At 44.6% G+C, this 23,097-nt stretch carries 17 protein-coding genes; 10 read left to right on the top strand and 7 right to left on the bottom strand.

Annotation, left to right across the window (positions count from 1 at the left end):
- Positions 1-349: 349 nt before the first annotated feature.
- Complete coding sequence (locus tag OCV19_RS08260) at positions 350-1,171, top strand: formate dehydrogenase accessory sulfurtransferase FdhD (protein ID WP_065677521.1); 822 nt, start codon at positions 350-352, stop codon at positions 1,169-1,171.
- A 229-nt stretch (positions 1,172-1,400) separates the two neighbouring features.
- On the opposite strand, the gene OCV19_RS08255 is transcribed toward OCV19_RS08260, so the two are convergent.
- Positions 1,401-2,984 (bottom strand): ABC-F family ATPase, encoded by a 1,584-nt coding sequence (locus OCV19_RS08255; RefSeq protein WP_009846736.1) that lies wholly within the window; start codon positions 2,982-2,984, stop codon positions 1,401-1,403.
- Positions 2,985-3,446: 462 nt separating this feature from the next.
- Between OCV19_RS08255 and OCV19_RS08250 the strand changes: the two genes are divergently transcribed.
- A complete protein-coding gene (locus OCV19_RS08250; protein WP_048658729.1) occupies positions 3,447-5,792 on the top strand; it encodes an ATP-binding protein in 2,346 nt (781 codons plus the stop codon).
- 1 nt (position 5,793) lies between these two features.
- Complete coding sequence (locus tag OCV19_RS08245; protein ID WP_017063876.1) at positions 5,794-6,681, top strand: mechanosensitive ion channel family protein; 888 nt, start codon at positions 5,794-5,796, stop codon at positions 6,679-6,681.
- Positions 6,682-6,808: 127 nt separating this feature from the next.
- On the opposite strand, the gene OCV19_RS08240 is transcribed toward OCV19_RS08245, so the two are convergent.
- The 3 genes from OCV19_RS08240 to OCV19_RS08230 all read right to left on the bottom strand — a co-directional run bounded on the left by OCV19_RS08240 (position 6,809) and on the right by OCV19_RS08230 (position 12,182).
- Positions 6,809-8,428, bottom strand: a complete 1,620-nt coding sequence (locus OCV19_RS08240) for a methyl-accepting chemotaxis protein (protein WP_065677478.1) — start codon at positions 8,426-8,428, stop codon at positions 6,809-6,811.
- A 273-nt stretch (positions 8,429-8,701) separates the two neighbouring features.
- Positions 8,702-10,729: a sensor histidine kinase gene (locus OCV19_RS08235; RefSeq protein ID WP_065677477.1), complete on the bottom strand. Its 2,028-nt coding sequence runs from the start codon at positions 10,727-10,729 to the stop codon at positions 8,702-8,704.
- A complete protein-coding gene (locus OCV19_RS08230; protein WP_065677476.1) occupies positions 10,719-12,182 on the bottom strand; it encodes a sigma-54-dependent transcriptional regulator in 1,464 nt (487 codons plus the stop codon). The genes OCV19_RS08235 and OCV19_RS08230 overlap by 11 nt, the downstream gene beginning before the upstream one ends.
- 302 nt (positions 12,183-12,484) lie before the next feature.
- Between OCV19_RS08230 and OCV19_RS08225 the strand changes: the two genes are divergently transcribed.
- The 6 genes from OCV19_RS08225 (at position 12,485) to OCV19_RS08200 (ending at position 17,936) form a co-directional block, all read left to right on the top strand.
- Positions 12,485-13,291, top strand: coding sequence for a substrate-binding domain-containing protein (locus tag OCV19_RS08225; protein WP_017059611.1), 807 nt, complete (start codon positions 12,485-12,487; stop codon positions 13,289-13,291).
- 290 nt (positions 13,292-13,581) lie between these two features.
- Positions 13,582-14,280: an ABC transporter permease gene (locus OCV19_RS08220; protein WP_017067174.1), complete on the top strand. Its 699-nt coding sequence runs from the start codon at positions 13,582-13,584 to the stop codon at positions 14,278-14,280.
- Positions 14,281-14,290: 10 nt separating this feature from the next.
- Entirely contained in the window at positions 14,291-15,010 is a 720-nt protein-coding gene (locus OCV19_RS08215; RefSeq protein WP_065677475.1) for an energy-coupling factor ABC transporter ATP-binding protein, read from the top strand.
- A complete protein-coding gene (gene mobA / locus OCV19_RS08210) occupies positions 14,988-15,572 on the top strand; it encodes a molybdenum cofactor guanylyltransferase MobA (RefSeq protein ID WP_017067176.1) in 585 nt (194 codons plus the stop codon). Before OCV19_RS08215 ends, mobA begins: the two co-directional genes overlap by 23 nt.
- Complete coding sequence (locus tag OCV19_RS08205) at positions 15,572-17,389, top strand: bifunctional molybdopterin-guanine dinucleotide biosynthesis adaptor protein MobB/molybdopterin molybdotransferase MoeA (RefSeq protein ID WP_065677474.1); 1,818 nt, start codon at positions 15,572-15,574, stop codon at positions 17,387-17,389. The genes mobA and OCV19_RS08205 overlap by 1 nt, the downstream gene beginning before the upstream one ends.
- A gap of 280 nt (positions 17,390-17,669) precedes the next feature.
- Positions 17,670-17,936, top strand: a complete 267-nt coding sequence (locus OCV19_RS08200; RefSeq protein ID WP_017063882.1) for a DUF2960 family protein — start codon at positions 17,670-17,672, stop codon at positions 17,934-17,936.
- 165 nt (positions 17,937-18,101) lie between these two features.
- Here the strand turns inward: OCV19_RS08200 and nagK are convergent, their stop codons facing one another.
- Together nagK and OCV19_RS08190 are read right to left on the bottom strand one after the other, a co-directional pair.
- Complete coding sequence (gene nagK / locus OCV19_RS08195) at positions 18,102-19,010, bottom strand: N-acetylglucosamine kinase (protein WP_017068179.1); 909 nt, start codon at positions 19,008-19,010, stop codon at positions 18,102-18,104.
- A gap of 163 nt (positions 19,011-19,173) precedes the next feature.
- Complete coding sequence (locus tag OCV19_RS08190) at positions 19,174-19,920, bottom strand: tRNA-uridine aminocarboxypropyltransferase (RefSeq protein ID WP_083994393.1); 747 nt, start codon at positions 19,918-19,920, stop codon at positions 19,174-19,176.
- A gap of 68 nt (positions 19,921-19,988) precedes the next feature.
- On the opposite strand from OCV19_RS08190, the gene OCV19_RS08185 reads away from it, so the two are divergent.
- Positions 19,989-20,792: a sterol desaturase family protein gene (locus tag OCV19_RS08185; RefSeq protein ID WP_065677473.1), complete on the top strand. Its 804-nt coding sequence runs from the start codon at positions 19,989-19,991 to the stop codon at positions 20,790-20,792.
- A gap of 189 nt (positions 20,793-20,981) precedes the next feature.
- On the opposite strand, the gene OCV19_RS08180 is transcribed toward OCV19_RS08185, so the two are convergent.
- A complete protein-coding gene (locus OCV19_RS08180) occupies positions 20,982-23,027 on the bottom strand; it encodes a methyl-accepting chemotaxis protein (protein ID WP_065677472.1) in 2,046 nt (681 codons plus the stop codon).
- Positions 23,028-23,097: the final 70 nt, after the last annotated feature.

Here is a 23,097-nt window from a genome sequence, read left to right as displayed (position 1 = left end):
CTGTGAGAGCGTATCTATAGCGTTCGTTATCAAGTTGTCACTATAACGTTAGCCGATACTGGTTATTTCAGACAACTCCACCCAGTGAACTCTCATATTTTGCGCTATTTTAATCTAATGCTTCATGTTTCCATCAATCCCCGTTATTTTGGAATAAGATTTGCTTTAGCTAATTCGCTAATGTTATTCACAGAGCTATGTATTCTCAGAGCTATGGCATGTTCGGAACGATAATCGAAATCTAGGTTATAGCGAACCAACAAACTAGCGCATTGATGAATGAGAGCCTTATTGCTCTTGTTGACTTCTTATCTCATAAAATCGCTATCTCATTAAGTAGGAAATGACTGTGGTAAAACCAAACATAATAAAAACCAGTGAGAACCCACTTCAGACAATCGAAGTTGAAGTGTTTGATGAATATGGCGAAAAGCTAACAAAACAGATCGCGTGTGAGCGCCCTCTTACCGTAATGTTGAACTGGAAAGAGATCGTAACCTTAATGACATTGGGTTCTCGTCCTGAGTCATTAGTATTAGGCTATTTGAAAAACCAAAGCTTCCTTTCTGATCCGGAAGCGGTTGAATCTATCATCATCGATTGGGAAACCAGCTCTGCTGCGGTTATCACCAAAGAAGATACGAGCCAACTTGAGCAAGCGCTTAAGAAGAAGACAGTAACCTCTGGCTGCGGTCAGGGCACCATGTATGGCAACGTGATGAAGCAGTTGGAAGATTACCAAGTGCCTCAAAACAAGATTAAGCAATCTGAAATCTACACAGCGCTTGAAGCGTTGACTCATTACAACGATACCTACAAGAAAGCAGGCGCGGTGCACGGTTGTGCGGTTTGCAAAGACGACAAGGTTCTATCGTTTGTTGAAGATGTTGGCCGACACAATGCCGTTGATACGTTGGCTGGTGAGATGTGGCTTAACAAAGAGACAGGTGAAGATAAGATCTTCTATACCACAGGCCGTTTAACGTCTGAGATGGTGATTAAGGTTGCTCAGATGGGTATCCCTGTTTTGCTATCACGTTCTGGCGTGACGCAAATGGGCTTAGACTTGGCTCAGAAGTTCGGCATCACAACAATTGCTCGCGCTAAAGGCTTACGCTTCCAAGTGTTCACGGGTGCAGACAAGATCGACTTTGATGTAAAAGGTGAATAATCAGCAGTCGGAAAAAAGCGTAGGTTTGATTGGTGATTCACTAACCGCTTCTAATTGTAAAGTTCTGATGTAAATAGTTAGTGACCCATCAAGGATAAATACATAGAAACTTAGCTAGATACAAAAACGCCGTCATGCTTTTCAGTATGACGGCGTTTTTAATTTTTAATTTTCAATTTATAGCTTAATTTCCAACGCATAGAGTTGAAAACTAAGGCTAACTTAAAGCTTAGCCGCGTGCTTTCAAGAACTCAGCGTAAGTACCGCGGAAGTCGTTGATCTTGCCATCTTTAATTTCAAGGATACGAGTTGCAAGCGAGTCTACGAATACACGGTCGTGAGATACGAAGAACAATGTGCCTTTGTAGTTCTCAAGAGCCAAGTTAAGCGCTTCGATAGATTCCATATCCATGTGGTTTGTTGGCTCATCCATTAGAAGGATGTTTGGTTTATGCATCATGATCTTACCAAGAAGCATACGACCTTGTTCACCACCAGAGATAACCTTTACAGATTTCTTAATGTCGTCTTGACCAAATAGCATACGACCTAGGAAGCCACGAACAACTTGCTCGTCTTCGCCTTCTTGACGCCATTGGCTCATCCAATCAAACAGGTTCATGTCTGTCTCGAAATCATGTGCGTGATCTTGAGCGTAGTAACCGATGTTTGAGTTTTCAGACCACTTGTACTCACCAGTGCGAGGCTCAAGAGCGCCAGCTAGTGTGTTAAGTAGTGTTGTTTTACCCACACCGTTCTCACCGATGATAGCAACACGCTCACCTACTTCGAAGATACCGTCGAACTTGTTGTATAGGTCTTCTTCAAAACCTTGAGATAGGTTTTCAACCACAAGTGCGTTACGGAATAGCTCTTTAGACTGTTCGAAACGGATGAATGGGTTTTGACGGCTAGACGCTTTAACTTCGTCTAGTTGGATTTTATCGATCTGCTTAGCACGAGACGTTGCTTGCTTCGCTTTCGATGCGTTAGCAGAGAAACGAGATACGAACGTTTGAAGTTCAGCAATTTGCGCTTTCTTCTTAGCGTTGTCAGACAGTAGACGCTCACGAGCTTGAGTCGCAGCCGTCATGTACTCATCGTAGTTACCTGGGAATAGACGAAGTTCGCCGTAATCAAGGTCAGCCATGTGTGTACAAACAGAGTTTAGGAAGTGACGGTCGTGCGAAATGATGATCATTGTGCAGTTACGTTGGTTTAGCGTATCTTCCAACCACTTGATGGTGTCCATGTCCAGGTTGTTCGTTGGTTCGTCAAGAAGCATGATATGCGGGTCTGCAAACAGTACTTGAGACAATAGAACACGAAGTTTCCAACCCGGCGCTACTTCGCTCATCAGACCGAAGTGCATTGATTCTTCAATACCTACCGCTAGAAGAAGCTCACCAGCTTTAGCTTCTGCCATGTAGCCGTCCATCTCAGCGAACTGAACTTCAAGGTCAGCCACTTTCATGCCGTCTTCTTCGCTCATTTCTGGCAAAGAGTAAATGCGGTCACGCTCTTGCTTAATAGCCCAAAGCTCTTTGTGACCCATGATAACCGTGTCGATTACCGTGAATTCTTCGTAAGCAAATTGGTCTTGGTTTAGCTTAGCAACGCGCTCGTTTGGATCGTAGCTTACGTTACCAGCACTTGGCTCTAGTTCACCAGATAGGATCTTCATGAACGTCGATTTACCACAGCCATTCGCGCCGATTAAACCGTAGCGGTTGCCTTCGCCGAACTTAACTGAAATATTTTCGAAAAGTGGCTTAGCGCCGAATTGTTGGGTGATATTTGCTGTGGAGATCAATGCCATTACCTTTTTAATGTGAAAAACGCCGCAACGTTACTTGTTCAGGGCTTTAACTGCAAGTATTGATTGCAATTACTGGCCATTAAGTGAGTGATAACCTAGCCAAATCATAGTTTGAACTGACTCACATTTTTGATTTTCTATTTATCGCCGATAAGCCGTCGATTTTACGGAAAAACAAAATATCGAACAGCGCCCCATAATGGGCAGTATATAACGTCCTAAATCATGCCAACCATTGAATATATCGTATGCTGATTGGTCACAGTAAAAGCCAACCCGATCAACGCAACAGCAGACATAACAAAGATGCTCAAATACTAGTCTAATCCCTGACAATTTCATGACAAAATCGATCGAAACAGGAATAAAGTACTCGCCCCCGATACGGGGTTGGATTTCACAAAGTCAGATTATCTAACTATAGTAATCCTAACCTCATAATTCTAAGAGACTTTTATGCGTTCACTATCGCGCTTCTTAATCCTCACTTTGGCCATTCTCTCTTGGCCTAGTCATGCCAACTTGGAATATGACTTACAATCTCAGCCGCAGGTATCCGATTCTGCTGTTGACCTCGATGATCGAATTGATTCGTTACCCGATCCTCTCTTTATGGAGCCGTCGGACAGACGCCAAGTCAATATTCTGCTTGCCGAAGTTCTGCGAGTTCAAAAGCAGGAAATCAAAACCTTCGAGCAACAGATAAAAGCTTACAGAGATAACAGCGACGCCGATCAATGGTTTGCCGTTCAAACCAGTTACGTCACGCTGAATAGCTTGAACGTAAGTAAACAGCATCTTTTAGAGCAGACCAACTCTGCAAACAAAGAGCGTTTAACCGGTTTTGGTCCCTATGGTGTGACCCAGTTTAAGCAAGAGTGGGAATTGACCAAACTCAATATTGAGTATCTTGTTTATTTCCAAATTCGTAGCTTTAAAGCGCTTGTTAAAGACATCTTTATTTCGCCAGTGCCAGTGATTGGTGCCTCACTAAAAGTGTTATTCATCTACTTCGGTTTAGTGTGGTGGCTTGCCAACAGCACCCGCTTGATTGAACTGTTTCGAATTAACTTTCTTGAAGCGAAAACGAACCCTCCTTTTCTGGTTCGCGTGATTTGGTATATCAGCCGCGCTGATCGTGCGATTGCTTGGCTAATTGCCATCACATTGTCATTGAGAGTGCTTTCTAGTATCCCTAGTCTTCAACATTTGATTTTCCTGGAGATCTTCACTTGGTGGATTCTAGGTGGTTCGATTGCCATCAGCTTTATTTTGGAATTTGCCTACCGTTTAGGTCGGACATCAAATCAAGAAGTGATAGCACTACGCCTATCGACTATTCGCCGTTACGTGTGGAGCTTCATCGTTGCGGGTGTGATTCTCCAGATATCGAGTATTACGCTAGGCAAAGGTACGATTTACAGCTGGATTTACAGCGCTCTGTTTTTCTGGTTTGTGCTGGTCACGATCTCAGTTCTCAGACTATGGAGAGCGAAGGTCTTCGATACGTTGCAACACATCTCTGATCGTCCGGTTTGGGTGAATTGGGCAGTAAACCGCAAGGATACCTTCTTACTTAATATATTGGCGACGGCCATTGGCATCGTGTGGTTGAGTGTTTACAACTTTCAACATCGAATTATGGCCCTGCTATCCAATTACACTTTGTTTAGCCAGGCCTTAGCTTATCTATTTAGAATTGAAGTTGCTAAACAGTCTGACCTTGATAAGAATCAGCAAAACTTGGTTCGAATCAAAGGCGATCAAACCTATGAATACATTCTTCCGGGTAATATCGACAGTACGTTGATAGATTACGCGGGAGATGAAATTAAGCAGTTATCACGCTACTTAATGTCAGACAGCCCGGCTATCTGTATTGTGTCTGGCGAACGTGGTGTCGGCGCGACAACGCTGCTATATACCTTACTGCACAAAGTCTCTAACGCTGAGCCTGTATACGTGAGTTGCCCTTATGCGGGTTACCAAGAGCTTTTAGCGCATTTAGCCGTGAGCATTGGCTTGGACGAAGAAGCGACTGAAATTCAAATATTAGCGCATCTTCGTAAGAGCAATACCACTTACCTTATCGCGATTGATAACGCACAACGACTGGTGCAACCAATGGTCGGTGGCCTGTCTGATTTGATTCGTTTGACCAACCTTCTGCGTCGTTCTAAAAAGAACCACCGTGTCGTGATATCGATCGCCAAATCAAGCTGGCGATTTGTGGATAGAGCGCGTGGCGAACGTTTGCTGTTTGACTTGGTGTGTTTCCTTCCGCGTTGGACAGAGAAACAAGTGGGTGAACTTCTAAATAGCCGTATCAATACGGAGCTTGAGAAGCCGTTGTCTTTTGATGGTTTAGTAGTCCCTAAGCAATGGGACCAAGATGATATGAGTGAAGAAGAACGTGCACGCCAAGGTTTCTATCGAATTTTGTGGCACTACTCTGATGGCAACCCTACCGTTGCGCTGCGTTTCTTCCGACTCTCTTTGAACCGAAACAAAGAGACAGATCAAGCAGTGGTGCGTCTGTTCCATGTTCCTGAAGCCCAGGAGCTGGAAAATATGCCGAAACCTATGCTGGCTGTACTTCGTTCTATCGTACAACTGGAAATCGCTTCTCCGGAAGTGTTGTCTGAATGTACACAGCTGAGCACGGCAGAGATAACGGGGATTCTGCGTTACTTTGAAAGCCGTGGTTATATTGGTTGGCATGAAGAAAAGGCTCGAATTTCTGAGCACTGGTTCCGCCATATTACGAACGTTCTCGACCGTCAACATCTACTGGTGAAGTAAAATGAAGAAGTTATTTATCCTACTATTTGTTGGCTTGGCAAGTGCTGTCAGTTTCCCGACCTTTGCGACGGAAGAGTTAGCTAACGTAGAAAACATCTCTAAAATAGCGAGCCTTGTGCGATGGAGCGGCGTGTTCTTCTCCATGATCGTTATCGCTGCGATGTGGTTGCTGCTTAAGTTCATCAACTCGTTAGTGACCAGCTTTGGTAGTCAGTTCGTGCAATATCGAATGCTACTACAAAAACTGCAGTCGTTTACTCAGTTCTTCATCTATGTGAGCACCGGTCTTATCGTGTTCATGATGAGCTTTAGAATCAACGACCAAATACTGGCCTTGATTGGTGGCACCCTCGCCGTGTCGGTAGGCTTTGCGCTTAAAGACTTGGCTGCTTCATTCATCGCCGGTATCACGGTGATGATTGATAGACCCTTTCAAGTTGGTGACCGCGTCACGTTTGAGGGTAACTATGGCGACATTATCACTATCGGTTTGCGTTCGGTACGAATGAGAACATTGAATGACGACATCATTACCATTCCGAATAACAAGTTCTTAAATGAAGTGACCACCAGTGGTAACTATGGCGCATTAGACATGCAGGTGGTGATTCCGTTTTACGTTGGTATGGATGAAGACATCACCCTAGCCCGCGATCTGATTCAAGAAGCGGCGTCTTCAAGTCGTTATATCCACTTGCCGAAGCCTGTAACGGTTTTGGTTAAACAGACGATTACCGATAACTACCTTGCGATACAGCTAACCTGTAAGGCTTACGTTGTGGATACTGCGTATGAGAAGCTGTTTGAAACCGACATTACCTTGCGTGTGATGAAAGAGTTTAAGAAGCACAACATCAACCCACCGAAGATTTCAGTGGCAGCGCATTAGGCTTGATGCTTTCGACGTTTGTTTCTTATCGCAAATGACTATCCATAAATAAAAACACCTCCGAACTTATCTCAAGTGCGGAGGTGTTTTTTATGGGCTTTTTATCTTCAGCTCAGTTGTATTTAGGCTAAACCTTAAAGTATTTCAATTGCTCAGTAAGGTGCTCTGTGGTGTTCGCCATTTTCTGACTGTCTTCTGCGAGCGATTGTGAGGCCTGCAGCACTTCATTTGCAGCGAGATGAATACCAGTGACACTTTCACTCATTTCAGTGGCTACCGTGCTTTGCTGCTCTGAGGCTGCGGCGATCTGCGCGACCATGTCGTTAGCGTTATGCAGTTCATTCACAATCACATCGAGTTGCTGGCGAGTTTCGTTAGACGCGACAACGCTGTGATCAACCTTCTCGTTACTGCTTTGCATTGCCTTAAAGGTGCGTTCTGCTTGTTGAGTCAGTTTCTCAATCGTGGATTGCACTTCGTTGGTTGAATTCTGAGTGCGGCTAGCAAGATTTCGAACTTCATCAGCAACAACCGCGAATCCTCTTCCTTGCTCTCCTGCACGTGCCGCTTCTATTGCTGCGTTGAGCGCTAACAAGTTCGTTTGTTCTGATACATCACGAATCACACCAACGACTTGGCTTATTTCAGTCACGCCTGATTGCAGATCTCTGACTAAGTTGTTCGCGGTCGAAATGTTCTCTGAAACCTGAGATATAGTCTCAGACGTTACCTGCATGTTCTGGTCGTTCTGGTTTGCATGATCGACAACCTTATTGGTGCTATCCGCGGTATTTTCGGCATTCACAGCGACATCAGAAATAGTCGCGCTCATCTCTGTCATTGCAGTCGATAACAATTCAAGCTGTGCATGTTGTGAGTTGACACTGGTTGCTGCTTCTTCACTGGCTTGAGCGATGTGGCTCGCCATATTACTGGATAAATCCGCCGATTCATTGGCTGTGCGAAGCGTGCTTTGCAGTTTGTCGAGCATGGTATCTATTTGCTGACTCATATCGCCCAGTTCATCTTTACGTGTCATGTTCATGCGTACACGAAGATCGCCATCGGCAATCTTATGGGTGTTATCGATAAGCTTATTCAGTGGCACAAGGATGTTGTTGGAAATCGCGTAACCCATAGCGAACAGTAAGCCAGATAAAACAACCGCTACCATCCCTTCCTTAATAGCTAAGGCATAGAACGCCTCTTGGATATCCGCGACTAAGATTCCAGAACCGATCACCCAGTTCCATTCTGGAAACAACTGAACGTATGAGATCTTGTCTTTGAGTTCACCTTGCGGGCTCATCCATTGGTAATCAAGAAAGCCTTTCTCTTCAGGAGTGCGGGAAATGGTGACCATCTCGCGCCAGTGATGCTTACCTGCGCCATCTCTAAGGTTTCCGGCATTAGTGCCATCAAGCTCTGGTTTTAATGGATGACTAATGATGTTGAGCTGCTGGTTTAGAATCCAGAAGTAATTAGTGTTGTCATAACGAAGCGTTTTGATGGCTTGTAGCGCACGATCCTTTGCGACCTCTTCACCGAGCACATTACGTTGGTTGTAATAGTAGCTCGCTAAGCTGACTGCAGTTTCGACTTGAGCACTGAGCTTATCTTGACGCTCTTGCATGGAACTCGCACGCTGCTGCATTAGGTTAAAAGTGGACGCCATTACTAATAGAACAACCGATAAAATGACGATGGAGACGAGTTTTGATTTGATAGATAAGTTACTTAATTTCATAGCTGACTGACTTTATTATTTGTTTTGATTATGGATTTTCGGCCAAGGTATCAAAATTTCGTACAGTTCAGATGATATGCATCAAGATCAAAAGATATACACTATGTTACATAACCAAAAAGAGGTACTCGTCAAACCGGCAGAGGTTGAGATTTGGTTTGAGATAGATTAGTAGTGCGGGATTTTCGTGCTTGGGCTAAAACGTTCGTGTAATAGCCCAAGCGCGTTAGAAGTATTATCAGATGATAATGTCGGTGAATAAGTTCTTAGAACTTATAGGTTTGATACAAGTAATTGAGGTGTCGCTTTCTGTTGAAGATAGATACTAAAACAACTTCCCTTACCTACCTCCGATTCAACTCGGATCTCGCCGCCAGTTTGGCTCAAGATACTTTGAGAGACTGACAACCCTAACCCCGTACCATCACGTTTAGTGGTATAGAAAGGCGAGAAGATACGTTTCAGTTGTTCTTCCTTAATACCACAGCCTTCATCTTGAACATGAACGATAGCGCCATGAGACACACCATTTTCAACCCAGTCTTCACTCGAAATGGTTAACGTGCCCTGACCGTCCATTGCATGAATAGCGTTCATTTGTAGGTTAACCAGAATCTGCAGTAATTGGTTTCGGTTCACTTCGACTGAAGTTTTAGCGTTCAGCTGTGATACGTACACAATGCCTTTCTTCTTCGCGCCTGTTTTTACGAGCGTAATACTTTCATCGACAATTGGATTGATATGTTGCCACGTAATTTCGTCTTGTACGCCGCCGTGACGGCTGTATTGAAGCAGGCTTCGTGTGATGTTTCGAATTCGGTCAATTTGCTCCATGATCGCGTGGACTTCCTCATCTACACGGCTCACTTTATCGCCCAGTTCAAACTTCATCAGTTCAACGTTGCCAAGAATCACGGCGGTTGGGTTATTGATCTCATGAGCAATACCCGCTGTTAATTCACCTAATGCGGCCAGTTTTTCATTGACCACCAGCTTATCCCTGGCTTGATTGAGAAGCTTGATGTGCAGTTCGAGCTCTTCGGTTTTCTCTTTCAAACTCGCGGTACGAGAATGCACTTTGCACTCAAGTTCAGACGCCGCTTGTTGAATCTCTTGATTGCGCTCGTGCAGTAGATCCAACATCTTGTCGAATTGTTTAGCGAGCAGTGTAAGTTCGTGTTGATCATCCAAACCTAGCGTACCAATTCGCTTGTCTTGCCCCATCTGGACTAGTTTAACGACCTTATGAATGCGTTCAATTGGGTTGAAAAGATCACGCGCGCCACGGTGAACGATCAAACCGGATGCCAACAACAGCAACACAATGGTAATGCTAATTTCGCCAAGGTTGGTCAAGTAGGTTTCTATCAACGGCCAAATCAAATAACCGGTGTAAAGCATGCCGATCACATTATTAAACTGGTCATGGATTGGTTTGTAAGCCGTGATGTACCAAGCATCGTATACATACGCTCGATCTAGCCACTCTTTACCTTCATTCAAGACTTTTGAGTGAACCTCATGAGAAACACGCGTACCAATGGCGCGCCCTACACTGTCTTCACTGCTCAAAGGCACGTTGGTGCTAACACGAAGATCATCAAGGAAAACCGTGACCGTACCAATATGACGATTAAACCCTTCTCGTTGTGGATAGATAAGGTTACTGATCTGATCGACAAGTTGAGTGCTGTTATTCAGTAAGATCCCACCATCCAGAAAACCAATCACATGATCATGTTCATCTTTGATGGATACAACGGTTCGGCTTACCAATCCGCGAGTCTCAACTTCTTGCCCGTTGAGCATCGGAACTTCTGCTTTTTTAGCGAGGTCACGATCGAGATAATTGAGTTCGTTACGGCTTAAGACACTGAAAAAAGAAGACTTATGAGTTAAGTTTAGATACTCGAGTTTTTTCTCCATGCTCTCGACACTGCGCCAACGCAGAAAATCGAGCTCATAGCGAGATTTGTTCTCAGACACCCAGCGAGTTAGGTCTTCGTGTGAAAGCTCACTCGCGAGTTTGGTTCGAAAGTTATAAGACTCGGCAAACGCACGAACGTTGTATGCTTGCTGATTTTGGATCAGGTGAATACTGTTATCGGCAACATCCAAACGCTCATCGACATCAATCAGAGCACCCTGCCACGTGTAATGTATCGACCAATACAGTGTGATAGCCACAAGCGCACACAAGGTCAGAATGATAGGAGCAGATGTCAGGAATAATAAGCGGTAGCGAACCATGGTTTTGAATCGGAACGCCCACTTTGACCACCAACGACGTCTAATCGGCATATTCAGAGCCTTCTGTGTTCCAATCTTTGTACTTACGCTCTAGCGTTTTACGTGCGACGCCAAGATCTCTCGCAGCAGCCGATTTATTGCCATCATGGAAACTAACAAGCTGTTCTATATGAGATTTTTCCACTTCTTTAAGTGTCCAAGTATTTGGATAGCCCTCGGCAGCGTCTGTATTATTCAAGTTTGGCATTTCTGCACCATGTGACACCGTCACTGAAATGCTGGTGGGAACAGGATCACCATTAATCTCGCGCCAATAGTGTGCTGGTGGCTTGTCTAAGAGAATGCATCGTTCGACTAAGTTTTTAAGCTCACGAATATTCCCCGGCCATTCGTATTCGTTCAACGCCAAGATATCTTCATGTGCCCAATTTGGAACTGGCATGCCAAGCTCGCTCGATAAAAGACGAGTAAAGTATGGAACAAGTTCAATCAAATCTGATGGGCGCTCTCTCAATGGCACCACATCAATCTTAAGTACATTGAGTCGGTAGAACAGATCGCGACGGAAGTGTCCTTTATCGACCTCTTCTTGAAGGTTTCGGTTGGTCGCCGCCACCACTCGTACGTCAACGGCAATTTCCTTCTCGCTACCGACTGGACGAATGGTTCTTTGCTCTAACACACGTAACAAGGCAGCTTGCATTGGCAGTGGCATTTCACCGATCTCATCAAGGAACAAGGTGCCACCACTTGCGACTCGGAATAGACCTTCACGGTTTTTCTTCGCACCAGTAAATGCGCCTGATGTATGTCCAAACAGTTCACTTTCTAGAAGTTCTGGAGCAATCGCGCCACAGTTGATTGGCACAAATGGACCTGTGCGTTTACTGGCTTCATGTACACCTCTCGCAACCAACTCTTTACCTGTACCCGACTCACCTTCTATCAAAACGGACGCTCGAGACGGTGCAAATTGACTGATCAGCAATTTAAGTTGTTTGGTCTTGTCTGAATTGCCGATCAGTTCGGTCTTGATATGACGACTCACATCACGCTTCAACGCGTACTGCATCCTTTGGTCGAGTCGCTTATCCATACAACGTAGAACGGCTTGTATCATCTGTTCGAGGTTGAACGGCTTAAGAATAAAATCTGAAGCGCCAAGCTTAAGTGCGGATATGGTCATCTCTAGATCGGCATAACCCGTCATGAAAATCACATCGGCGCGTTTGTCGTTGTCGTTAAACGCTTCTTCCCACTCAATGCCAGAGCGGCCCGGTAGGTTGATATCAAGGACAATCAGGTCAAAATGTTCGCTTGAACGCAGCGTTTCAGCCTCTTCAACCGACCCTGCGCTCGACACCTTGCCAAAGAACTTACCCAGTGCTTTCTTTAAGATAGTCTGCATACCCAATTCATCATCGACGACCAAAACGGAAAACGCCTGATATTGAGTCAATGTGTTCGGGTTGAGATTGGATGCAGATGAACTAGGTAAAGACATAATGATTAGCCGGTGAGGAAAGTTGGGACAGAGTGTACCAATTAACCTTTTCTCCAACAGGGACAATGTGCGACATTTTGTCCTAGCTCATGTTTTGATTCATTTTAACGGGGTAAAAGACTCAGTTTTGTCCGAAATAACAGCAATTTAATGAGATCTGATGCATTATTTGTTGGCATTAAGATTGCTTATAAGGTGTAGATTTCTAATTACAACAATTAGCGTCTTATGCACATGCCCTCTTTGAGCCCTTTAAAACTAAAGGCATGTCATTCATTTATAACAGAATGGACATAATAATAATGAAAGCAATTCCCCTAACTATTGCAGCTCTATCGATCGTCAGTTACACGGCTAGCAGCGCGGAAGACACCACTCATATTAAGTTGGCGACAACCACAAGTACTTATCACTCTGGTCTACTGGACTACTTATTGCCTGAGTTCGAAAAGGATTCTGGTATCAAGGTTGATGTTCTTGCCGCTGGTACGGGTAAATCACTTCGCATGGGCGAAAATGGTGATGTTGATTTGGTGATGACTCACGCACCAAAAGCTGAAGCGAATTTCGTAGAAAAAGGCTACGGCGTTTTACCTCGTAAGCTGATGTATAACGACTTTGTCATCGTTGGTCCACAAAGCGACCCTGCAAAAATTGAATCTCAAAAAGCAGTGGCAGATGTGTTCAAAGCGATCGCGACTAATAACGTGACGTTTGTGTCTCGTGGCGACGACTCTGGTACTCATAAGAAAGAGATGGGCATTTGGGCGCAAACTAAAATTGAACCAAACTTTGGTGGTTACCGCAGTGTTGGTCAAGGTATGGGCCCTACTCTGAACATGGCGTCAGAGATGCAAGGCTACACCATGACAGACCGTGGTACTTGGTTGGCTTACCAAAATAAACTGGATCTAAAAATCCTTTTCCAAGGTGACAAGAACCTCTTCAACCCTTACCAAGTGATTCTGGTTAACCCTGAGCGCTACCCAAGCATTAACTACCAAGCTGCGAAAGTATTCAGTGATTGGTTGGTTAACCCTAAAGGTCAGAAACTGATTAACGACTTTAAACTGCATGGCAAACAACTGTTTGTTGCAAGCGCAGAATAGCTTGTTGTAAGTGAACCGTCGTTTTCTGTAAGTAAAAGTAGCGCTAAGGGTTCAACCCGAATCAATTAGCGCTACGCTTAACTAAACAGTTAACGAAGCACCTAAGCAATGTCGCTTTAAAAACTGTCTCACTTTAATATCGTTCACGCTTAACAACACATTCATGCTTAGAAACGCAACCATGCTTAAGAGCAATAGCTGACCAATACACACTCAAATAGTTTGGGTCAGCTATGATTAACATCAGTCATTACCGATAAAACCTATTATCGATTTACACGAGATACTTCATGACCCTATGGCAAACAACGATTGATGCAATGAATCTACTTGTGAGTTTTGACCACGAATTGTGGAAAATCGTCGCGGTATCCTTCAGCGTATCTTTGTCCGCCATTTCATTGGTGATTGTTCCTGCAATCCTTATGGCTTTCTTATTGGCTTATACCGAATTCCCCGGGAAATGGGCTTTGCTTTCAGTGATCAACACCCTGCAAGCGATCCCTACTGTGGTTATCGGTTTGTTGATGTACATGATGCTTTCTCGCTCTGGTCCGTTAGGTGATTGGCAACTACTGTTCACCCAAAAGGCGATGATTCTAGGTCAGATGGTGATCTGTTTCCCTATCCTAGTTGCGATGATGCACGGTGCCCTGCAGGCCAGTGACCGCCGTGCGGTAGAAACAGCGCGCACACTTGGCGTATCAACAACACGCGTGGCGTGTACCTTGATTTGGGAAACGCGTTTTCCTTTGTTGGCTGCAACCATTGCTGCCTTCTCTCGTATCGTGACAGAGGTAGGTTGTTCAATGATGGTAGGTGGCAACATTATGGGGATGACAAGAAACATCCCAACAGCTATTGCCATGGAAAGCCACAAAGGCGCATTTGCTCAAGGCGTCGCCCTCGGTATGGTGTTATTAGCATTGGCATTAGCCCTTAACTTTTTCCTTTCCAGTGTGAGAGGAAAAGGCTATTTAAGAACTTAGGAACGCTGTCATGAGTATAAAAATAACAACGCAGCAAATTTCAATGCGCTACAAAGAGCGTGTTTTGTTCCACATTCCCGAATTGTCGATCGGCCCCAACGATGCCATTTATCTCAAAGGAGATAATGGTGTTGGTAAAACGACCCTACTTAAAATATTGTCTGGATTAATTCAGCCGAGCTCTGCCCGTATTCAGTCTCCAACACAGAGCTGGCAGCAGAAGTTATTCCCACGGCTCAAGTTCAAAGACATCATCTACCTGCATCAAACTCCCTATCTTTTTGATGGCTCGGTGTACCAAAATGTCGCTTATGGCATTCGCTTTAACAAAGAGAGCCAAAAAGATAAGCGAGCTCAAATAATTAATGCATTGAGAATGGTAGGTTTAGAAACCCTGGCAGATGAGCACATTTCTGTGTTGTCTGGCGGTGAGCGTCAACGCGTAGCAATGGCTCGAGCTTGGATTCTTAAGCCTTCAATCTTGCTTATGGATGAACCAAGTGCTTCTTTAGACAAAGAATCTATTGAAAGATTGGTGATTATGGCCGAAGATCTTCTTCAGAGAGGCGCGAGTTTAGTCATCACCAGTCACCAAACTAACGCGTTAACCGATTTATGTAAGAAGCAGTGGTGGATCAAAGACAATACTTTGACCGAATCCCCGCTTCTGCAAGTTATTCAGAAAGATAAAGCACAAGAGAATATTTATGCTGCTTCCAACGCAAACTAGTTGGGTTATTTTGGCTGGCGGACAGGCCAGCCGTATGGGCGGAAAAGATAAAGGACTCGTTGAGCTCAACGGTTCTCCGCTTATTCAATACGTTATAAACAAGCTGTCACAACAAGATGTCAGCATCACTATCAATGCCAATCGTAACTTAGACAGTTACCAAGCATTTGCTCCGGTTGTTTCTGATTCTTTCCCTGACTACCCAGGTCCATTGGGTGGCATTCACGCTGGCCTTAAAAACGCGAACACAGACTGGGTTGGTTTCGTCCCTTGCGACAGCCCACAAATCAGTGACGACCTTGTTGAGCGTTTTTGTTCTGCAGTAAAAGAAGACAGCGACATTCTTGTCGCGCATGATGGCGAATTTAAGCAACCTGTATTCACCCTATTCCACAAGCGTGTTCTGCCAAAGTTAGAAGCGTTTTTGGAACGTGGTGATCGTAAAATCATCTTGCTATACAAAGAGTGTGTCACCGAATACGTTGATTTTAGCGATTCTCCTAACTGCTTTGTTAATCTCAACACGCCAGAAGAACTCACCCAATTCGGAACGCTTCAATAATGAAAGATTCTAAACAACGCCCTAACCTTCCTTTATTGGGCTTTGCTGCTTATAGCGGTACAGGCAAAACGACCGTACTTGAAGCCCTGCTTCCTCTGTTGACTGATGCGGGTTTAAAAGTTGGCGTGTTAAAACATGCTCACCACGATTTTGATGTCGATAAGCCGGGCAAAGACAGTTACCGTCTACGTAAAGCGGGCGCAAACCAAATGTTGATCGCATCTCGTAATCGTCACGTGATGATGACAGAAACACCAGAAGCCGAAGCAGATTTTGATTACCTGCTGACTCGATTTGATACCAACACGCTTGATCTGATTTTGGTGGAAGGTTGTAAGAACATCGCTTTCCCTAAAATTGAACTGCACCGAGATGAAGTGGGCAAACCTTGGTTGTATCCGAACGATAACAACATTATTGCTATCGCGGCAGACAGCCAAGTTGAATCAGAGCTGCCACAAATGGTGATCAGCGACTTAGAAGCGATTCGTGATTTCATCATTGGATACGCTCAATCCTTCGACTCTACTTCGAAAACAAATAAAGTCGCTTCGTGTGCATCTTCAAAAGGCGCAGCGCCAGCAGTATGTTGTGACTCGTTCTCCCCTGCAGGTTTAACCGTTACTCAAGGTCAGCAAAAGATTGTTGATAGCATTGACGCGCTCGATCTCACAGAGAGTGTTGAATTACTGCAAGGCTACGGCCGCGTGCTGGCTGAAGATGTGATTTCACCAATCAACGTTCCTCAGAATACCAACTCTGCAATGGACGGTTATGCGATTCGTAGTGAAGATCTAGAATTGGACAGCTACAACATCGTTGCTGAAGTCATGGCGGGTCACAGCTATGAAAAAACCGTTCAACAAGGTGAAGCGGTTAAGATCATGACCGGCGCACCAATGCCTGATGGTGTTGATGTTGTCGTGATGCGCGAACAAGCTGTTCAAGATGGCGATAAAGTTAGCTTCCCTGATGCTAAAATCTCGGTTGGACAAAATGTCCGTATGGCAGGTGAAGATTTAGAAATCGGCCAACCTGTCTTTACACGTGGCACACGCATCGAAGCGCCAGAAATGGGCATGATGGCGTCGTTAGGTTTTGGTACCTGCCCTGTTCTGCGTAAAGTGAAAGTGGGTGTGTTCTCTACGGGTGATGAAGTTCAAGCGCCGGGTAGCGAGCAAAAGCCAAACTCTATCTATGACTCAAATCGTTTTACTATTATCGGCATGCTTCAAAAGCTTGGCTGTGACATCGTCGATTACGGCATCGTTGAAGATGACGAACAAAAGATGATGGGCGTGCTCCACTCTGCGTCGCTTGAAACCGATATGGTGCTGACTTCTGGGGGTGTATCTGTTGGTGATGCTGACTACATTAAACTCGCGCTAGATAAACTGGGTGAAATCAACTTCTGGCGTATCAACATGCGCCCAGGTCGCCCATTGGCTTACGGTAAGATTGAGAACAAGCCGTTCTTTGGTTTACCGGGTAACCCTGTTGCTGTGATGGTGTCGTTCATTAACTTTGTTGAGCCTGCGATCCGCAAGCTTCAAGGTCAAACGAACTGGACGCCAGTGAAAGCAAATGCAGTAGCAACTGAACAACTACGTTCACGCCAAGGCCGTACTGAATTCAGTCGTGGTGTGTTCTCGATGAATGAATCCGGCGTGCTTGAAGTGAAAACAACGGGCAAGCAAGGATCAGGTATTCTGCGTTCAATGAGCGAAGCGAACTGCTTAATCGAAATCTCACCTGCGGTTGATACCGTGAAAGTTGGCGAGACAGTGACGATAATTCCTCTGCAAGGTCGTGTTTAACTCAAAGCAAATACCTAAATTGACTTGGCAGCTTTTTATTTGATTTGGAAGATCTTCGCCAAAACACAAACGAAGCCCCTATATAGATTTTTCAATGTTAAGGGGCTTTTTTGTTCTTTTCGTTTCGTGAAAAACAACCTGTTCGTTTCCTAAAAGACAAATAGCTTTAATCACGCTAAACGTTTAGAACGATAATCTTAAGATTTCTTACCATTACCTTGAGCCACGTACGGTTTTTATGTAGAGTGCGCGCAAAGTAATAATTCTATTGGAGAGCACCATGGCTCGTACCATTCTGTACACTTACAAAGACGAAGACAAAGAGTTACTGTTTTCAAAACAAGAACACCGCACGATCCAAGAAGCTGTTGCTGCAGCTGAAGGCATCGATATCTCTGAGTATCTAAAAACTGAGCAACAGCTCGAGTTGATTTCTGATACTAAAGCGGTTCGCAACTACCAAGACAACTACTTCCGCAAGCTTGGCTTTACTAAGCTTACGTTGAAGCAAAAAGACAACCTTGGTGTTGGTAAAAAGAAGAAGTAAGCCCTCTGGCTCTTTTTCCTATCTCTAGCTTTTCGTTTGCAGTCAGATATAAGAGCTAAAGAAAACACTGAACAATAAAAAATGCCGCAACCTCTTTCGAGATTGCGGCATTTTTATTTGTGCTTTTTTACTATCTAACCTTAGCGAGCTTAACTTAAGTCACGATTACTTAATGTTAAGGAATGCAGCGCCACGAACGCCGCCTGAATCACCGTGCTTCGCTTTGATGATCTTTGGACATTTCGCTACAGACAGTAGGTATTTAGGGATACGTTTTGGCATCTCTTCGTAGATAAGTTCGAAGTTTGAAAGACCGCCACCCAATGCAACTACGTGTGGATCAAGACCGGTAAACAGGTTCGCGAAACAGATAGCCAATAGCTCCATGAAACGATCAACGTGTTCAGCCGCTTTTGCTTCGCCTTCGTTGTACGCTTGAATGATCTCGATCGCTTTCTTCTTCTCACCGAAGTAGTGCTCGTAAATCAATTCAAAGCCACGACCTGATAGGTAGCTGTCTAGACAACCTTTCTTGCCACAACCACAACCGAGTAACGGTGCGTTGTCGCCAAGGTGGAACCAAGCATCAATAGGAAGACGCATATGGCCCAGTTCACCAGCAACGTGGTTACGACCAGAGAACACTTTGCCTTCGTAAACTAAACCGCCACCGAAACCAGTACCTAGAATTAAGCCAGCTACTGATGGTTCGTCTTTAAGCTCGTCATCCCACGCTTCTGAAAGCGCAAAACAGTTCGCATCATTTTCAATTTTTACACTACGACCAATAAGCGCTTCTAGGTCTTTACGTAGTGGTTTCCCCGTTGAAGCTGGCACGTTAACAACCAGCATTGTGCCGTCGTCAGCATCTTCCATACCAGGAAGACCAAGACCAATTTTACCTTCGCAAGAAAATTCGCTGTCGTACTTCTTCACCAAACCGGCAATCGTATCAAGTAGCAATTGATAATCTTCAGTAGGCGTTGGTACGCGTTCTGTTGCTACTCGCTCTAGTTTTTCATTGAACGCACCAAATTCAATTTTTGTGCCGCCAACATCGAAGCCGTAATACATGAAATCTCTCCAATTTTTCCCTAAATTCGGGCAAATAAATTTTTCAAATTAAACATCTAGGACGCATTATCCATAACACTCCCCCTACAAACCGTGATGGATAACAAACTTATCTCGTGTTCGAATCTGTTTGAACAACAAGTCAGCACAAAGCGGTTAAAGGTTAGAGTGACGTCTCATTTTTAGTGTGCTCTATGAAAGCGTTCAGGCTTGGTTTGGTTGGATCGGACTTATAACGCGTCTTACTTAGCATGTAGCTTTCGCGAAATGTCTCAAACCACAGCTGTAAAGTTTTTGCGCCCTGCTCTTCACCAGCCTGTTTTAAAACCAAGCTCGCCACTTCTGCAGTCGAAAGATGTTGTTCGTTGTCTGACTTACGCATCATGTATTGCGAAACTGATTCTGGTTCAATCGACAACACAGGTAAGTCTTGCAGATACTCTGAACGACGGAAGATACGTCGCGCTTCACGCCAACTGCCATCAATAAAGATCAGCAGCAACGTCTTGTTCGAATCTCGCATCTCACCAAGGTCTGCAACCACGCGCGATTTGTCGTCGGTATAGTCTTCAGGGAATACGATCACAGGTTGGTATTTGTCATCTTTGAGGACATCCAACATCTCTTGATTTGGCTCAGTACGATGCCAAAGGTAGGCGTAACTGTCTTTAACCGTATCAACAATCAAACGGCCAGTGTTACTTGGTTTTAAGATTTCGTTGTCTGACAAGATCAACATAGTTGCGACGTTCGTATCAACGTTAGGTTGATGCTCACAGATACAGCTGTCTTGTTTGATTTTACAGAATTCACATCGCACGACTTTACACCCGCGCGCATTAAACGGTTTGGTAGCAATGGATAAACGATGTTGATATAAACGGTGAAAAGCGTGGATTCTCATGGACAATAACGATAACTCTAGAAAAGTGGCACGATTGTACTTACAGTGTCCTTAGAATGATAGAAGGAATTCCCATGCAAGACCCATCACTGCTTCGCCTAGTTTGTTTTATTGTCGTTTTTGGATTGTGTGCGCTTTGGGAATACCGTTTTCCGCGTAAAACACTGACTCAAAGCAAATGGTTTCGTTGGGGTAATAACTTTGCGTTGGTTGCTTTGAACAGCTTTCTATTAGCCACTCTAATTCCTATCGCAGCATTCCAAGCGGCGCTTATCGCACAAGAAAACCAATGGGGTCTGTTCAATACCCTGTCACTTCCGAAAGAGCTCACCATTCTGATCTGTGTGTTGCTGTTGGATTGTGCCATTTACCTACAGCACTTGGTGTTTCACCGTGTTCCTTGGTTGTGGAAGCTACATCGAGTTCACCATGCGGACCTCGATATTGATGTCACAACCGGAACGCGCTTTCACCCTATTGAGATGATTCTTTCAATGCTCATCAAAGTGAGCTTGGTGATCGCACTTGGTGTGCCTGTCATTGCTGTCGTGATCTTTGAAATTGTTCTTAATGCGAGCGCGATGTTTAACCATAGCAATGCACGTCTTCCGCTATGGTTCGATAAGCTATTAAGAAAAGTGATTGTGACACCCGACATGCACCGCGTTCATCACTCGGTCATTGTGAAAGAAACCCATTCAAACTTTGGTTTCTTTTTATCTGTGTGGGACATCTGGTTTAAGACTTACCGCGCCCAACCCAAGCTTGGCCATGATAAGGTGCATATTGGTGTTCCCGAGATTCAAGATGGTAAAGAGCAACGGCTAGATTTAATGTTGCGTCAGCCATTTGCACGATTCCCGACAACGAAAGATTAGGTTCGAATTCGGTTGAGTCTCAAGATTATATTGAGACCAACCTTAGCTTAATCCGAAAACAAAACGCCCTTAGATTCATGTGATAATTTAAGGGCGTTTCTGTATCGATAGAATTATAAAACAGCTAGTGCTTCAACTCTTGTGCTGTTTGGCTTAACTCAGTACGCTCGTTTATTTCAGCACGCTCGTTTACTTTAAAACGTACTTATGAAGCATAGCTTGTTGGTGCCCTGCTATCTCTCCGACTTGCTCTGAACTCTCGATCATAGATTCAAGTTGCAGCTTAGTATTCTCGCCCTGCTCAGATACTCGGGTGATTGAATGGGTTACATCGACAGTCGCACGAGCTTGTTCTTCGGTAGCCACCATGATTTGCTCAACACGACCTTTGATCTGGCTCACCGCGAATTCAATTTTCTCGAAGGCCTGTCTTACATCGCCACTGGTTTGCAGTGCACTGGCCATCTCACTTCTCGATTCCGTTACAGAAGCACGTGAGCGATCGGCTGCCGCGACTAGTTCGTTCATCATGCTACGAATATTGGTGGTTTGCTGGGACGTGCCGCTCGCCAATTTACGCACTTCGTCTGCAACTACCGCAAAACCTCGACCTTGTTCACCTGCTCGCGCCGCTTCTATCGCAGCGTTCAGTGCCAATAAGTTGGTATTTTCAGCGATACCACTGATCATATCGACCATTTCACGAATCTGTTTCACTCGACCATCCAAGTCAGCCATAGACTCTTCACTCATGCTAAGAGATTGCTCAAGCGCTTGTAATCGTTGTTGGTTGAGGCCAACCACTTGGCTGCCATTCACTGACTCATCTTCTGCTATTTGTGCATCGTCGTTCGATGCGTTTGAGATACGAGCTATCTCACCAATCGATGCTTCTAGTTCAGTAATTGTGGTGATCATATTCTGAAGTGATTCGTTCTGTTCGTTCAAGCTCGAATTGGTTTGCTCTGCAGCGTCGTGGCTTACTTCAGCGGTTTGGTAAAGCGTTTCACAGTTGCGCGTGACCAAACGAACCGAATCAGCTGTGGAATCAACGACCGTATTGAGTTTTGAAGTAATAACTTGTAGCTCTAACGGCCCAAGCAATTCGCTCTGTTTAGAGAAGTCATGATCTGCCAGTGAACTCAACTGTTGAGTTATGTTTTTAAGCCCTTTATTCATCCAACGGCGTAACACGAACCATGAAATCACAATGATTACGGCAATCACTAGCCCGCTGATAAACAACACACGATCAATATTGGTGATGGTTTGATTTACAATCAGTTCACTTTCATCAATCAGGTGGGAAGCGGTAGATGACAGCTGATTCAAAGTGCTAATGACGGTGTTAGCTAAGTTAATGACTTGCGTTAAGTTCTGCTCTTGCTGCTGAACCAGTTCGAGTTTCAAGAGGATTTGTTTGATTACGCCTTCTTCGGTAAAGCCTTCTTTCACCATCTCGTAAGGCGCCGTCAAGCTCGCGAACTCAGCGATGTCTGGGTGCCAATCGGCAAAATCGCTGTAAGCCAAGTTAAGGCCTGCGATTCGGTTTCTCAATTGACGGTATTCGTCTTGTGCTTTATCAATGTCAGATTGCATCATCAGCATCAAGAAGGTGTTCGCCATAGCAGACGCGCTGGATGTAAATCGGTTCGCTGCATCGCTCGCTTCTGGGTTGTCTTCAACCAAGAATGAGCTGATTCTATTCATTTCTGGTCCGATAGACCCAACGCCATAACGGAACTCGCCCATTTTACTGTCGATCAGATTTTGCTTACTTTGAATCTCAATCTGCGCCAGCAGTACCGTGTTGGTCATAGCTTGCAGTTGCGCCATGTCATCGACAAGGTTTTGTTGTTGCTCTAAAGAGATTGCATCAGGAAAAGATTGGGAGATAAAAAGGAGTTCCTCTAGCGTGGTATTGCTCTCTGTCGCGAGTTGGTCAATTGAGCCCCTTGTGGCATTCAGTGTGTCTAAGTCGGTTGATTGGGTGCTGTAAGTGAGAAGTTTTACTTGTTCTAATACGCTTTGCGTTAATTCGGCATTATGTAGAGCAAGGGGTAATGCTTGTTCCGAGAGTGCATCAAAATGTCCCCCGACCCGTTCAACGCCCCGAATGCTAACCATTGATAAAAAACTAACAAGTAAAAGAATGGAAATAAATACAGCAGTGACGGTTTGAATGAGCGAGAATGTATAACGTGAGGGTTTTATTGATAAATTTGTGTCGGGCATGTGAAATCCAGTTTGACTACGAAAAGAGATATCCTTAAGTTAGGTCGTATACTAGAAGTCCTTGATGACG

Source organism: Vibrio celticus, assembly GCF_024347335.1.
GTDB classification, from domain to species: Bacteria; Pseudomonadota; Gammaproteobacteria; order Enterobacterales; family Vibrionaceae; genus Vibrio; species Vibrio celticus.
The sequence above is the reverse complement of the archived record's forward strand: the minus strand, read 5'-3'. Positions and strand labels throughout refer to the sequence as shown.